Here is a 15156-nt window from a genome sequence, read left to right on the forward strand (position 1 = left end):
CAGAATGAAACTGGCAAAGATTACAGGAACGGTAGTAGCAACACGAAAGGATGAATCACTGGTAGGCTACAAGCTTATGATCATCCGCAAAATCAATGGCCATGGTGAATTTATCGGCGAAGAAGAAGTGGCAGTTGACTATGTGGGCGCCGGTATCGGTGAGACAGTTCTCATTGGCCAGGGTTCTTCTGTCCGCGTGGATGAGAAGAAGCGGCAGGCCGTAATTGATATGGCAATTATCGGAATTGTAGATAATATTGATATTTAATTAAAAACGCTGAAAGAAAGGAGGGAGATCAGAATGAAAAGCAGTGTCTATTCTAGTGTAAGTGAAGCGGTGATGGCGGCCAGAGGAGCCTTTGGACGATACAGCGAACTGACTCTGAATGAGAGAAATGAAATATTAGAAGCAGTCAGAACAGCGGTCAGACCCAAGATTGCGGAACTGGCAGAAATGACCGTAGCTGAAACGGGAATGGGAAATGTAGCTGATAAGATCGAAAAGCTGAAATTGGCGGTTGAAAAAACACCGGGGATCGAGGATCTGATCACAGAGGTGAACACCGGAGATCATGGAATGACACTCTATGAGCTATCTGCATTCGGAGTGATCTGTGCCGTTCATCCATGTACCAATCCTTGCGCAACCTTGATCAGCAATACGATCGGAATGCTGGCGGCAGGAAACGCTGTAGTGCATTGTCCTCATCCGAGAGCGGTGAGAGTCTCCCAGTATTTGACAGGAATCATCAGCGATGCAGTAAGAAATATTTGCGGGATCGACAATCTGGTAGTGACAGTCAGCGAAAGCCTGATGGGATCGACCAAGGAGATCATGAGCCATCCGGATATTGATCTGATCGTTTGTACAGGAGGCGCGGGATCTCTTCGTCAGGCAATGTGCTCCGGGAAAAAGGTTATTGGGGCAGGACCTGCAAATCCTGTAGCGATCGTAGATGAGACAGCCGATATTGAAAAGGCTGCCAGAGACATCGTGCAGGGTGCATCCTTTGATAACAACCTGATGTGTACTTCGGAAAAAGCAATCGTGGTCGTGGAATCAGCAGCAGACGAGCTGATCGCCCAGTTGGAGAGAAACGGTGCTTATTATACAAGAAGTGCCGAGCAGATTGACCGGCTCTACAATGCAGCAGTAACCGAAGACTTTGTCATCAATAAAAAAATGGAAGGACAAAGTGCAGAAACAATCCTGGATACAGCGGAAATTCCTCACAGAAAAGGAATCAAGCTGGTCGTGGCAGAGACAGACCGTATGCATCCCTTTGCTACGCTTGAGCTTTTAATGCCGTTAGTACCGATCATCCGTGTAAAGGATTTTGATGAGGCTTTGGAGACGGCTCTTGATATTGAACAGGGGTATCGTCACACGGCGACGATCCATTCAGAATCCATTGAGCACATGAACCGGGCGGCAAAGAAGCTTCAGACAGCAGTATTCGTGAAAAACGGTCCATCTCTTCTGGGAATCGGTTTTGACAAGGAAGGTCATACAAGCTTTACGATCGGAACCGTCACAGGAGAGGGAACTACGTCAGCGAGACATTTTGCCAGAAGAAGACGTTGTACGCTGACCAGCGGATTTTCCATTCGCTAAAGGCAGGTGAAAACATGATACTCAAACGGGAGGACGATTACCTGGTTACATCCGAATCCGTGACAGAAGGACATCCTGATAAAGTGTGCGATCAGATTTCGGATGCAATTCTGGATGCATATCTCGCACAGGACCCGAAGTCAAGGGTGGCAGTGGAAACCATGGTGTCAACCGATATGGTAGTTCTGGCAGGCGAAGTTACATCCAGGGGAACTGTAGATGTGGTGAAGACAGCCAGAGAGGTGATCCGCGACATCGGATACACAGAAAAGGGAAAAGGCTTTGACGCTGACACCTGCATGATCTTTACCAATCTTCACAATCAGTCTCCGGATATTTCCATGGGAGTAGGAAAGGGAACGGAAGGTGAAAAGGAGGTACTGGGCGGCGGCGACCAGGGCATTATGTATGGATATGCCTCAGATGAGACAGAATCGCTGATGCCGCTTCCCTGCAGCCTGGCAAACCGGCTCACAATGCAGCTGGCGGCCATCCGAAAGCAGGGAAAAGCAGATTTCCTCTATCCGGACGGCAAAAGTCAGGTGACGATGCGGTACCGGGCAGATGGAACACCGGTCTCCATTGAAAGCATTGTGATTTCTGCCCAGCACCATGAAATCGTGCCAAAGAGTGTTCTGGAAGCAGTCATCCGCTGTCTTGTCATAGAACCGGTGATTGACAAAAGGTGGCTGACAGAAGAGACGAGGATCCACATCAATCCGACCGGAAGATTTGTCATCGGCGGTCCTGCCGGAGACACCGGATTGACCGGAAGGAAGATCATGGTAGATACCTACGGAACCATCGGAAAGCATGGAGGCGGAGCATTTTCGGGAAAGGATCCTACGAAAGTAGACCGTTCCGCAGCTTATATGGCCAGATATGTGGCGAAGAATATCGTCGCCGCAGGTCTTGCAAAGCGGTGTGAAGTGGCTCTTGCCTTTGTGATCGGAGGCATTGAACCGGAAGCGGTGACAATCAATACATTCGGAACCGGAACACTTTCCGACGCAGCACTTTCCGATTTAGTAGAAAATGTATTTTCGTTCCAGGTGGCGGACATCATCTCTCAGCTGGAGCTGAGAAAACCGCAGTTTCAAAGGACAGCAGCTTACGGTCATTTTGGCCGGGAGAATCAGGGCTTTAAATGGGAGGATACCGATAAGGCCTGGATTTTAAAACAGCTGTCAGCACAATAAACAGATAAGTCGAAGATATGTGAAATCTGACACAGGCTTCTGATCAGCATAAGCTGACAGACCCATTTCGTCAGGGATCAGGAAAAGAATAGAATAACAGGAGGACAATACTATGTCGAACGAAGCATTAGGAATGGTTGAGACAAAAGGATTAGTAGGAGCAATTGAGGCGGCAGATGCTATGACAAAGGCAGCAAACGTTGCATTGATCGGATATGAGAAGATCGGTTCCGGACTTGTTACCGTTATGGTACGCGGCGATGTAGGTGCAGTGAAAGCTTCTGTAGATGCAGGTGCAGCGGCAGCAGCCAACGTGGGACAGGTTGTATCCCAGCATGTAATCCCGAGACCTCATACTGATGTAGAGAAGATCCTTCCAAAGTCTTTATAATTCATTCATATATGTAAAGGGGTGAGGTGCAGTTCCTTTAGGGAGCTGCACTCCACCAGAACAGGGAAAAGGTGAAATCCATGGTTGATGAAAAACTTGTAAAGCTGATTACAGAACGAGTGATCGAAAAAATCAGAGAATATCAGACATATAAAATTCCCATTGGAGTTTCTAACCGCCACGTCCATGTTACGAAGGAAGATTTAGAGATCCTTTACGGTCCTGGATATGAACTGACGAAAAAAGGCGATTTAAAACAGCCCGGTCAGTTCGCTTCCAATGAGACTGTTACAGTCAGAGGACCGAAGGGAGAGTTTAAGAATGTCCGGATCCTGGGACCTGTAAGAAGTAAAAGCCAGGTGGAAATTTCTAAAACAGACAGTTTCCGTCTGGGGATCAAACCGCCGGTCCGGGAGTCGGGTGATCTGGCAGGAACTCCGGGAGTTGAACTGGTAGGACCTAAGGGAACGGTCGCTCTGCCGGAAGGTGCAATTGTCGCCCTGCGTCATATCCATATGACTCCGGAACAGGCTATGGCCATGGGAGTGAAGGATAAAGATGTGGTAGAGGTAGAGACGTTTGGTGAGCGCAGCGGCGTATTCGGAGATGTCCTGGTACGAGTTTCCGATAAGTTTTCACTGGAAATGCATGTGGATATCGATGAAGCGAATGCATGTGCGCTGAAGAACAATGATTACGTAATTCTGAGAAAGAAAAACTAAAACGAAAACAGGGAAGAGGGGTTGTATGCTGGTAGAAAACAAAGTGCTTGCAGAATTTGCAGAATTGATACGGGAGAAAAAGACACAGCCCTATTCGGGTGAGCTGAAGACCGGTGTGGATCTTGGAACCGCCAATATTGTGATTGCTGTAACGGACTCGGAGAACCGTCCGGTGGCCGGAGCATCTGCCCCCTCCCACGTTGTAAAAGACGGTATTGTTGTAGATTTTATCGGAGCGATCCGTACGGTGAAGGAACTGAAAGCCCAGTTAGAAGAGCGGCTTGGTGTGTCACTGGATACGGCTGCCACCGCGATTCCGCCGGGAATCATGTCAGGGAATGTCCGTTGCATCTCCAATGTTGTGGAGGGAGCGGGATTTGAAGTGACCAATGTGGTGGACGAGCCGACAGCGGCAGCAGCTGTTCTTGGAATCACAGACGGGGCTGTGGTGGACGTAGGCGGCGGAACCACCGGAATCAGTATTTTGAAGGATGGAAAGGTGATCTTCACGGCAGATGAAGCCACAGGAGGAACCCATATGACACTGGTACTTGCCGGTTATTATGGAATCTCCCTGGAAGAGGCGGAGGAGCTTAAAAAGGATCCGTCTAAAGAAGCCGATGTATTTCCGATCATCAAGCCGGTGGTGAGCAAGATGGCGTCCATCGTGAAGCGGTTCCTGGAAGGACAGGAAGTCGATAAAGTCTATGTAGTAGGCGGTGCCTGCTGTTTTAAGGAATTCGAAACGGTTTTTGAAAAAGAACTGGGAATTCCGGCAGTGAAAACAAACGATACCCTGCTGGTCACACCTTTGGGAATTGCATGGAGCAGCAGATAAGGTCAGGACAATCGAAAGAAGAAGGTGTAAATACATGGAAATGGATATGAAAGTAATCGAGCAGTTAGTCGCGCAAGCGTTAAAAGAGATGAAGGCTGAGGAGCCGGCTGCATTTGTAAAACCGAAGGAAGAAACGTACGGTGTATTTGCTACAATGGATGAAGCGATCGAGGCTTCTGCAAAAGCTCAGAAAACGCTTTTATTCTCCAAAATCGAAGACCGCCAGAGATATGTGGACATAATTCGTGCTACGATCTTAAGACGGGAAAATCTGGAGTTGATCTCCAGAATGGCAGTGGAGGAAACTGCGATCGGAAAATATGAGCATAAGCTGATCAAGAACCGTCTGGCAGCAGAGAAAACACCGGGCACAGAGGATCTTGTAACAGAAGCTCAGACAGGAGATCACGGTCTGACCTTAGTAGAGTATTGTCCGTTTGGTGTGATCGGAGCAATCACACCGACAACAAACCCGACCGAGACCATCATCTGCAACTCAATCTCTATGATCGCGGGCGGAAACACCGTTGTATTCAGCCCACATCCAAGAGCAAAGAAGGTTTCCCAGCTTCTCGTTAAGATGTTAAACAAGGCGCTGATGGATGGAGGAGCACCGGCAAACCTGATCACCATGGTAGAGGAGCCGTCCATTGAGAACACCAACAGAATGATCGATCATCCGGGCGTTCGTCTTCTGGTAGCGACCGGTGGTCCGGCAATCGTAAAGAAGGTACTTTCCTCCGGAAAGAAAGCAATCGGAGCAGGAGCAGGAAATCCTCCGGTCGTAGTCGATGAGACCGCAGATATCGAAAAGGCAGCAAAGGACATTGTGGACGGCTGCAGCTTTGATAATAACGTACCGTGTATCGCGGAGAAGGAAGTATTTGCAGTTGATTCGATCTGCGATTACCTGATTCAGAATATGAAGCTGAACGGAGCTTACGAGATCCGGGATGTGGAGACGATTGAACGCCTGGATGCGCTGGTAACAAACGAAAAGGGTGGTCCAAAGACTTCTTTTGTAGGTAAGAGTGCAAAATACATTCTTGATAAGCTGGGAGTTCCGGCAGATGATAACGTAAAGGTTATCATTATGGAAGTAGGAAAGAATCATCACCTTGTTACAGAGGAAATGATGATGCCGATCCTTCCGATCGTAAGAGTATCCGATGTGGACACTGCGATCGAATATGCGCATGATGCAGAGCATGGAAACCGTCATACGGCTATGATGCATTCCAGAAATGTGGAAAAGTTAAGTAAGATGGCAAAGCTTCTGGAAACCACGATCTTTGTAAAAAATGCTCCGTCTTATGCAGGCATTGGAGCAGGCGGAGAAGGTCATACAACCTTTACGATCGCTGGACCGACCGGAGAGGGCTTAACCTCTGCCCGTTCCTTCTGCAGAAAACGCCGCTGTGTAATGTCTGATGCATTCAGCATTCGCTAAGAAACACAAAACGGAACGCACATAGGAGTGAATGTGTATGTCAAACGTGTATATTAAAACAAAAGTCCGCTCCGGAAAAGAGGCCATGAAATATCTGGGCAAGTATAAGAACAAAACGGTTCTGATCGTCTGTGATAAGTTTATGGCGGAAAACGGAAGCGTGAAGACTGTAATCAATGCGATTGACTCTAGTTGCCGGATCGAGATGTTTGATCAGGCAGTTCCGGATCCCACCACAGAAGTGGTGGGAAACGGGCTGGATAAGAGCGCAAAGGTACAGCCGGATGTAGTCATTGCCTTTGGCGGTGGCTCTGCGATCGATACGGCCAAAGGAATCATCTACTTTGGAATCAATAGCGGATTGATGAAAAAACCGATCTTCATCACCATTCCGACGACCAGTGGAACAGGATCTGAGGTTACCAGTGCAGCAGTTATTACAGACGTAGAAAGTAAGTCAAAGCATCTGATCTTAGATAATGATATTCTGGCGGATATTGCGATCCTGGATCCGACCCTGACACTTTCGGTTCCTCCGGCAGTTACAGCCAATACCGGAATGGATGTTCTGACACATGCGTTGGAAGCATATGTAGCCAGTGGCGCAAACGTATTTTCAGATGCATTATCTGAGAAAGCAGTTGAACTTCTTTTAGAATCACTGCTTGTCTGCTATAAGGACGGAAAAAATCTGGAGGCCAGAAATAAAATGCATGAGGCTTCTACACTGGCTGGTATGGCGTTTAATACAGCCGGACTTGGAGTCAATCACAGCATTGCCCATCAGCTCGGCGGAACCTTTCATATACCGCATGGGCTGGCAAATGCCATGCTTTTAACCAGGGTGATTGATTTTAACTGTGAAGAGAAGCAGATATTGGATAAATATGCGGCAATGGTTTACAAGGTGAAGCTGGCCAGCATTACAACACGTCCGCAGGAGGCTGTGAAGATCCTGAAGGAAGTGATCCGAATGATGATGGCAGCGATGAATATGGATGACTCCGTGGAAAAATTTGGTGTATCCAGAGAGGATTATGTCTCCCAGTTAGATAACATGACAGAAAATGCTCTCAAGGATAACTGTCTGAATACGACTCCGCGAAAAATAGGGGCCGGAGAGATTCGTCAAATTCTTCTTGAAATCTATTAAAACTTTCTGAAATATGGTATTATCTTAACAAAGACTGCAATATTTTGGGATTACCGTGAGCATGCAGTCGGTTGCTGTAGTGATATGATATGGATGGAAGGTAAGGGTTACAATGGAAGGATTTAATCAGAATACCAGTTTGAAACAGTTCGAATTAAATGAAAACTCAGTATTTTCTCCATCGTCCGGTACTCCCGGAGAGAATGAACTTGATATTCTCAGCTTGTTTGGAAAAGAAAAATTGGAAAACATCCAGCAAAGTCTCTCAAAAGCGACCGGACTGGCTTTTGTTACCGTGGATTACAGAGGGGAACCGATCACGGAAAGCACCAGTTTTTCTGAATTTTGCTCGATGGCAAGAAATGACAGCCAACTGAGTCTGCGCTGTAAATCATCGGATGCCTTCGGCTCGATCCAGGCGGCTGTCATGCAGAAGCCAAGTGTCTATTTTTGCCCGTGCAGTCTTCTTGAGGTGGCGATCCCGATCGTTGTGAAGGGGCATTATTTGGGAGGCTTTATCGGAGGACAGATCCGTTGTGGTGATGCACCGGAGGATATCAGCAGGCTGGAGAAAGTAATGACATCGGCATCCGTTGGAGGAATTGTTGAGGAAAACAGGGCTCTTCTGGAGAAGATTCCGGAATACTCCTTTGAAAATTTCATGGACATTGTGAATCTGGTCTTTCTGATCATCAATCAGCTTGGTGAGAATAAAATGCATCTGCAGATGCAGAAGGAGAAACACCAGAAGCTGGTCAAAAAGCTCTGCACGTTCAATCAGAAGCTGGCGGAAGAAAACAACCAGAAGGATCTGAAAATCCTGAGGCTGGAAGCAGCGCAGGATGCCGGAAGCATTCTCGATACCATGATCTCTCTGGTCAATCTGACCGTGATCGAGAATGCTCCACGGACCGGTGAAGTGCTGAAACAGTTGATTGATTATGTCCGATATTCTTCTATGGAGAAAGGAACCTTTGTCAGTGTATCCAGAGAGCTGGAGCAGGCAGAACGCTTCCTTGCGATACAAAAACAGAAGCTGGGAGAGCGATTAAATTTTTCCATTCAGGTACCCAAAAATCTGACAATGCAGAGGATCCCTTCCGATGTTCTTCTTCCGTTTGTCAAAAGTGCTGTTTACTATGGCGTTATGATGAAACGGGACGGAGGAGAGGTGACGGTAAAAGGTTACTTAAGCGGCGGAAGGTGTGTGATAGAGGTAGAGGACAATGGCCTTGGAATGAATGAAGAGGAGCTGCAGATTAACTTCGAAGCATTTAATGACAGGCATGAGGGATACTATATCAGCCGGGGAAAGGATCACGCCCAGCTGAAAATGAAGAAGATCTTCGGTGACAGCTATGAAATTATCATCGAAAGCAGTAAAGGAAAAGGACGCAGAACAGTGATCTGTTGGCCTGAAAATTTCAGTGAAAGGATGAAATAGCCTATGTACCGTGTCCTTTTGGCAGATAATGATATTCTGTCCCAGGAAGCACTGAAAATCATGATTTCCAGAATAGACGGTTTTGAAGTCTCCTCCCAGGTGGATAACGGAGATGATGCAGTCCGTCTTTGCCAGGCGGCAGAATATGAGGCTGTATTTATCAATGCATTCCTTCCGGGACTGACTGGAATCGAAGCGGCACGCCTGATCCGACAATCTTCTCCCGATACGGCCGTGTACCTGATGACAGCGTATCCAACCAGCATAGCCGCTTATGAGGAAATAAGAGAGTGTGCCAGCGAGATCGTTGAAAAACCGATTTCTTTCCAACAATTGAATTTTCTTTTAAGCAATTTGAAGACAGGAAATGAGAGTTCGGTGCAGCCTTGTCTGAACCGCCTTCTGTCTCTTGTAAAGCAAGGGGATTTTCAAAAGGTATACAATCTTTGCGGACCGCTGACGAAAGAGATCTATCAAATCTGTCAGGAAGATCCGAACCAGTTATATAAGGTGTTTTCTTTTATCGGACAAAGCCTTTTAAACACAACAAAGTTTTATGATGAAGAAAGTCATGATATCGGAGCATTATTCCCGCTGAATGAAGGTCTGATCGAGGAACGCATGACAACAGAATTGTGGCTGTTCCGGGTGATGGATTATATATTTCAGAAAAACAGTGCAAACCGTTATCCGCTTCTTCAAAACGTATTTCTGTACATTGAAAGCAATATAAAATCAGAGATCAGTTTGAATAAGATCATTACAAACTGTTCGATCAGCCAGGGATATCTGAGCCGTATCTTTAGGGAACAGTTTCAGATCAGTGTGATGGAATATCTTCATATGAGAAAAATTTATCTTGCAAAAGGATATTTTTATTTTACCGATGACAGCATTGCCGAGGTGGCTTTCCGATTGGGATATAATGAAAGCAGTTATTTCAGCAAGGTGTTTAAGAAGTATGAAAATATGACGGTAAAACAGTATAAAGCACAGATCTGTAAAGCGCAGAAGCCGAACGAAGCGGATTTCGGTTCAAGCTAACCGCCTTCGGAGGGGAAGGCGCCGGAGCAAGACATGACTGGCTGACAGAAACAAACATGAGGGGGTTTCATATGATGGCATATATCGCAGAATTTATTGGAACATTTATGCTTATTCTTTTAGGTGATTCGGTTGTAGCAAACGTATCGCTGAATAAATCAGGAATGAAGGGTGCGGGTACGGTTCAAATCACATTGGCTTGGGGTCTTGCCGTTATGGTTCCGGCTTTTATCTTTGGCGCAGCTTCCGGAGCGCATTTCAATCCGGCACTGACACTGGCTCTGGCAATTGACGGAAGCATGTCCTGGTCAATGGTTCCGGGTTATGTGATCGCTCAGTTCGCAGGTGCATTTTTAGGCGCTTGTGTTGTTTATATGATGTTTAAGGATCAGTTTGATGCAACCGAAGAAGCAGGAACAAAGCTTGGTGTTTTCTGTACAGGAGCAAGCGTTCAGAATATTCCGAGAAATATTTTCTGCGAGGCAGTGGCTACCTTCGTTCTTGTATTTGCGATCAAAGGACTTGGAAATGTAGCAGGAGCAGCGGATATTGGATTAACAAATATCCTTGTATTTGGCATCATCGTTTCCATCGGTATGTCCATGGGCGGTCTGACAGGATATGCGATCAACCCGGCAAGAGACCTTGGTCCGCGTTTTGCACATTCTGTACTTCCGATCAAGGGAAAAGGCGATTCCAACTGGGGATATGCAGTTGTTCCGTTAGTAGGACCGATCATCGGAGCAATCGTTGCTGTTCTTTTATATGGAGTTCTTCCGTGGTAAAAAAGAAATAGGAGCATTTTAGTCAATTCCTGTTGAAAAATGTTGAAAAAATATGTCGCGGCAGTTATGCTTGGATGAAGCAGGGCACTTCTCTCGATTGGAGATCTGGCTTTCACTGAGAAACATTTGCGATGGCTTACCACCTGAAAGAGATGGGAGTCTTATCTGACTGGGATATATATACATCATGGTAGACAAAAAGGATGGACAAGATGCAGGATCGTGGCGCAGACATTAAAAAGAGGAAAAGATAAAAAAATCAGGGGCATGCGACCCGTTTTTTCGGGATCCGCATTGCTCCTCTTTTGCGTTCTGTTTCTTTCCAGATGTCAGAAGGAAATTTTGACTGTGAGATAGCATGGGGAATGATTGGAATCGTATAATAGAAAAGATTATCGAGGTATGCAAGATGATTTGTGAGAAGTTAAACAAACTCCCTATCAGTATTGAACTGGGTACAGTCGTTACTGCATACACAATGACTGTCCATTGAATGAAGGAACGTTATCTGAAAAAATTCAACTTTTCGAGGTTCCCGGATTTGGCAAATATTCGGAAAACTTGATAAAAAGTTCGACGATAGGAACTCAGAAAACACCTCACCTTGACAATTACACATTATGTTATATAGAAATGATGTGCGGTTGTCAACTGCAAAATGACGAACACACCCTGCCGGTGATCATTCACCTGCCTGCCACATACTGAAAGAAACGAACACAAAGGATAAGGGTGTTGTTGCATTGGTGGATGAGTGGGAGAACGTCACGGACATGCGCCTGACCCTGGACGGATATCATTGGGACAATGAAAGAAAGATGTGTTCAAGAAACGCTATGCGGAAACAAGGGATGGTCTTCTGACCGATAAAGCCCTGCATTGTGTGGACACCCGGATTCATGAACAAAGCGTTGTGCGGATCTTACGTGGACGATGGGAACCGTTTATCGCAGACGCACTGAAAAACGGATGCAAAGCGAGGACCAGAAGCACGGAGCGGTGGACGGTTTTGGAGCTGACGGACCAAAGAACCGGAGTGTCCATGGAGGTCTGCGAGCAGGATCCGGAGCCCGGATACCATGGAGCGACCGTGACGTGCTTCGCGAATGAAATTGCCGGAAAAGAATTCCGGGATGTGTTCCAGCAAGTGGGGCTTACGGAGGATGACATAGGCCGTTATATGGTTTCGACAGAGTCTCTGCCACCGGTAGAGCAGAAGATCCTGGCGGTAGCCGATCCACAGGGACGACTGGGAGCACTCACAAAACAGGCAGAACGGTTCCTGACCCATGTGGATACAAAAGAAATCTTACATGCGGATCAGAGGGAGAGGACGATTTTAGGATTAAAGGAAATGCTCACACCGGAACGCGCGGAAGAGCTGCACGTAATTGCGGATCGTTATCAGCAAATTTATCATGACAAAAAGCAAAAAATGTACGCATACAACAGACGAGCCGAAGGAATAGGGGAGCGCGACCGCCCTGTAAGGAGCATCTGGTCTTACAAAGAAGCCGCGACCGTTTTTTTCGGAAACGTTCGTGGTAATCTGAATGTGTGATAGACTTGTCGGATATCTTTTCTTGACTTTGCGTGCGATCTGATTTATTATACTTACAAAAGTAACTCACGAGTTACTAACTCACGAGTGCAATTATTGGAGGTGAACGAATGAGTCAGTTCTATTGCCGTGATGATGAACTTCGAAAGCTGAATAAACGATATGCAGGTGATAAATTTGAGTGCATTGTTATCTATGGCAGGAGGCGTGTTGGTAAAACAGCATTGATCAATGAGTTTTGTAAGGATAAACCAACCATTTTCTTTTCCGCTTTGAATACGACAGGCAAAGAAAATCTGGAAGCACTTTCAAAGTCGATCATGAGTTTTGAAAGACCTGATATGGAGTCCGCACCTGAATTTCGATCTTATGATGATGCCCTGGATGAGCTGACAGCACTTTCTAAAGAGAGACGGATTGTCTTCGTTATTGACGAGTATCCATATCTTGCGAAAGCAAAGCCATCCATTTCAGCAATGTTGCAGCACATTATTGACCACAAATGGACAGAGTCCAGAATGTATCTGATCCTTTGCGGTTCGTCTATGAGTTTTATGGAAAGCCAGGTACTCGGCAAGGAAAGTCCGCTGTACGGCAGACGCACTGGTCAGTTTAAGATTGAGCCACTGGATTATAAAGAAACAGCGGTATTTCATCCAGGCTTGTCTGCGGAAGATAATTCCCTGATTTATGGAATTACTGGAGGCGTTCCGCATTATATCAACAAGTTGGATGTAAAGGACAGTGTGGACGAGGCCCTGTTGGATAATTTCTTCGACCGTTCCAGTTATCTGTATGAGGAGCCAGGAAATCTATTGAAGCAGGAACTCAGAGAACCGGCTATCTATAATGCAATCATCAAAGCGATTGCAGAGGGGGCTTCTCGTCTGAACGATATTAAGATGAAGGTTGGCGAGGAAAATTCGGTCGTATCAAAGTATTTAAAAACGCTGATTGGCCTTGGTATTGTCAAAAAGGAAACTCCGATTGCAGAAAAACCAGGAAAGAAAACCATCTATCTGCTGGCTGATAACTTCTTCCGTTTCTGGTATAGGTTTGTGCCTGTCAATATGAGCGCCATTGATTCTGGCAGAATTACAAAAACTTACCAGAATGCCGTAAAGCAATATCTTCCAGATTACATGGGCTTGATATTTGAAAAGATGTGTCAGGATTATCTGCTTTATTATTCTGACAATCTTCCGATTGAACTGAGCAAAATCGGTCAATGGTGGGGTACAGATCCGAAAAAGAAAAAGCAGATACAGATTGATATTGTTGGAACACCTGTTTCGGGTAAAGACTATATTATTGGTTCGTGTAAGTACAGGAACGAGAAAATTGGTGTGGATGAACTCGATCTGATTAGAGATTATGCATCCGTCTTCGGAAATGGCAGCAACTATTACTATTATATCTTTTCGAAAGGCGGTTTTACGGATGGACTTCTTCAGGCACAGGAGCGGGGCGAGGTTAAGCTGATAACGCTGGAAGATCTTTACAGTTGAAAGGAATAGTATGCTGTATTATAAATTAGACGTGTGTGCTACATTAAAGGCAAAGTGTTGGACAAGCTCGCGCTGCAGAAAAACGGCTACATGACAGCCGGGACTTTTGTAAACATCCGGGCAGGGAAAATGGTAAGCCCGGATAAACTGGACGCGATCTGCGACTTACTGGATATGCAGCAGGGAGATATCATCGGGTTTAAACGAGGCAAAGAGGACGTATAACTGCCGGGAATATGAGGCTCTTAATCGCATGTCGCGGTCAAGGGCCTTTTTATCCGGACGGAATCTATGATGAGGGCGGAAGGGCTGTATTCGATACTGTCGTTCGGACTAAACCCCATTATCTGCAAATTTTGCATAAAGTTACCAAAAACTGTTATCCGCAAAACGAAGATATAAAACCGATAAAAATTAATGCACATTTCGCAGTCCAATCGAGTAGGAGGCGGTTAGTTACCGCCTCCTACTCGATCTGATTTGCGTTTTAAAGTTTTATGTGACAAATAAAATAACCTATGATATTATAGAAACAATATAAGCGAAAATGACTTTTGCGGAAACAAAAGTGTCTTTATATTTTTTCTCGTATACTTCCTAGTTACTTACAGATAGAGAAGCATATTGCGGATAAAATAACATCTTTACGTGAAAAGCGTGATATCAGTAAATACAGATTATCGCAGCTGCCGGGTATTTCCCTGTCGTCACGGGGAAGAGTCATGGAGCAGGAAACAGTAATGTCAATGCTTCGTGGACTTCGGAAGTAGGAGAACAGTTCGAGTATATGTATCGGCTGTTCTTTTTTTGCTTTGGAACATTAAAACGGTAATTTTTTCTTGTGTATAGTAGAACGTTAAAGTATAATAAAATCAGTTTCTTTGCATAAGTTTAACCGAATCAGGTAAATCCCCTGCTTCAATTGCGAAAAGCAATAAGTAGTGGGTGGGGATTTGCTTGTATCAGGAGGAGTGGAAACTTCTTCTGATAAACTGCGGAGCAGTTATTTGGTTATGAGCAAGTAGCAAAGCGGATTGAAAATATCCGCTGGACAAGCTTAAAAGGATGATCGGCAAACCAGATGAAAGTCTGGGACGCAAAGCTACAGGGCCTTTAAAATGGCAGCCAGTTGCATGAAATGAGGTGCACTGTCTGTCTGACAGTGTTTTTTTATGGTGTTATTTCATAGACGTAACAATAATGATTTTATCAGGAAAGAATGAGGAAAATAAAAGTATGAAAAAGGTAAAACATTGTCTGATAGCAGTGGTGTCGGGGGTACTTGTAGCAACTGCTGTCTTGTCTGGATGCGGACAGTCAAAGAAAAAAGTATCTAAAAACGATGATCATCTTACCGTTTATCTGTGGGAAAATCGTTTGATGAAAAATATTGCACCCTATATCCATTGAAGTGCTATACTAACGTTGTAACAGTAGTGGCTAATA

The 15156-nt window shown here is 45.5% G+C and carries 15 protein-coding genes and 1 riboswitch; all 15 genes read left to right on the top strand.

Translation table 11 applies throughout. The features are described 5' to 3' along the window. The first annotated feature begins 4 nt into the window (after window positions 1–4). The 15 genes from DW677_RS10170 (at window position 5) to DW677_RS18310 (ending at window position 15120) form a co-directional block, all read left to right on the top strand. Window positions 5–268, top strand: a complete 264-nt coding sequence (locus tag DW677_RS10170; protein ID WP_117469587.1) for a EutN/CcmL family microcompartment protein — start codon at window positions 5–7, stop codon at window positions 266–268. A 33-nt stretch (window positions 269–301) separates the two neighbouring features. After that, the gene (locus DW677_RS10175) at window positions 302–1615 is read left to right on the top strand and encodes an aldehyde dehydrogenase family protein (protein WP_117483137.1); all 1314 of its coding nucleotides are present in this window, start codon (window positions 302–304) and stop codon (window positions 1613–1615) included. A 14-nt stretch (window positions 1616–1629) separates the two neighbouring features. After that, window positions 1630–2814, top strand: a complete 1185-nt coding sequence (metK, locus tag DW677_RS10180; RefSeq protein WP_117471804.1) for a methionine adenosyltransferase — start codon at window positions 1630–1632, stop codon at window positions 2812–2814. Between the two features lie 112 nt (window positions 2815–2926). Next, entirely contained in the window at window positions 2927–3205 is a 279-nt protein-coding gene (pduA, locus tag DW677_RS10185) for a propanediol utilization microcompartment protein PduA (RefSeq protein ID WP_002568818.1), read from the top strand. Between the two features lie 80 nt (window positions 3206–3285). Beyond that, the gene (locus tag DW677_RS10190; RefSeq protein ID WP_117469589.1) at window positions 3286–3927 is read left to right on the top strand and encodes a phosphate propanoyltransferase; all 642 of its coding nucleotides are present in this window, start codon (window positions 3286–3288) and stop codon (window positions 3925–3927) included. A 25-nt stretch (window positions 3928–3952) separates the two neighbouring features. Beyond that, the gene (gene eutJ / locus DW677_RS10195; RefSeq protein ID WP_117469590.1) at window positions 3953–4765 is read left to right on the top strand and encodes an ethanolamine utilization protein EutJ; all 813 of its coding nucleotides are present in this window, start codon (window positions 3953–3955) and stop codon (window positions 4763–4765) included. A 34-nt stretch (window positions 4766–4799) separates the two neighbouring features. Next, window positions 4800–6215 (top strand): aldehyde dehydrogenase family protein, encoded by a 1416-nt coding sequence (locus DW677_RS10200; protein WP_117469591.1) that lies wholly within the window; start codon window positions 4800–4802, stop codon window positions 6213–6215. 37 nt (window positions 6216–6252) lie between these two features. Then, a complete protein-coding gene (locus DW677_RS10205) occupies window positions 6253–7368 on the top strand; it encodes a 1-propanol dehydrogenase PduQ (RefSeq protein WP_117469592.1) in 1116 nt (371 codons plus the stop codon). 112 nt (window positions 7369–7480) lie between these two features. Next, entirely contained in the window at window positions 7481–8812 is a 1332-nt protein-coding gene (locus DW677_RS10210; RefSeq protein ID WP_117471805.1) for a PocR ligand-binding domain-containing protein, read from the top strand. A 3-nt stretch (window positions 8813–8815) separates the two neighbouring features. After that, on the top strand, window positions 8816–9856 hold the full coding sequence (locus DW677_RS10215; RefSeq protein WP_117469594.1) for a response regulator transcription factor: 1041 nt from the start codon (window positions 8816–8818) through the stop codon (window positions 9854–9856). Window positions 9857–9927: 71 nt separating this feature from the next. Next, a complete protein-coding gene (locus tag DW677_RS10220; protein ID WP_117469595.1) occupies window positions 9928–10641 on the top strand; it encodes an MIP/aquaporin family protein in 714 nt (237 codons plus the stop codon). Between the two features lie 820 nt (window positions 10642–11461). Beyond that, window positions 11462–12202 carry a hypothetical protein gene (locus tag DW677_RS10225; protein WP_117469596.1) on the top strand — a complete coding sequence of 247 codons (741 nt, stop codon included), beginning with the start codon at window positions 11462–11464 and terminating at the stop codon, window positions 12200–12202. A 110-nt stretch (window positions 12203–12312) separates the two neighbouring features. Then, window positions 12313–13710 carry an ATP-binding protein gene (locus tag DW677_RS10230; protein ID WP_117469597.1) on the top strand — a complete coding sequence of 466 codons (1398 nt, stop codon included), beginning with the start codon at window positions 12313–12315 and terminating at the stop codon, window positions 13708–13710. A 57-nt stretch (window positions 13711–13767) separates the two neighbouring features. Beyond that, entirely contained in the window at window positions 13768–13935 is a 168-nt protein-coding gene (locus tag DW677_RS10235; RefSeq protein WP_117471808.1) for a helix-turn-helix domain-containing protein, read from the top strand. An 836-nt stretch (window positions 13936–14771) separates the two neighbouring features. Then, window positions 14772–14847: riboswitch (cyclic di-GMP riboswitch) on the top strand. Window positions 14848–14946: 99 nt separating this feature from the next. After that, complete coding sequence (locus DW677_RS18310; RefSeq protein ID WP_158553092.1) at window positions 14947–15120, top strand: hypothetical protein; 174 nt, start codon at window positions 14947–14949, stop codon at window positions 15118–15120. Window positions 15121–15156 lie beyond the last annotated feature (36 nt).

It is taken from the genome of Clostridium sp. AM25-23AC, assembly GCF_003435125.1.
GTDB lineage: Bacteria > Bacillota > Clostridia > Lachnospirales > Lachnospiraceae > Pilosibacter > Pilosibacter fragilis.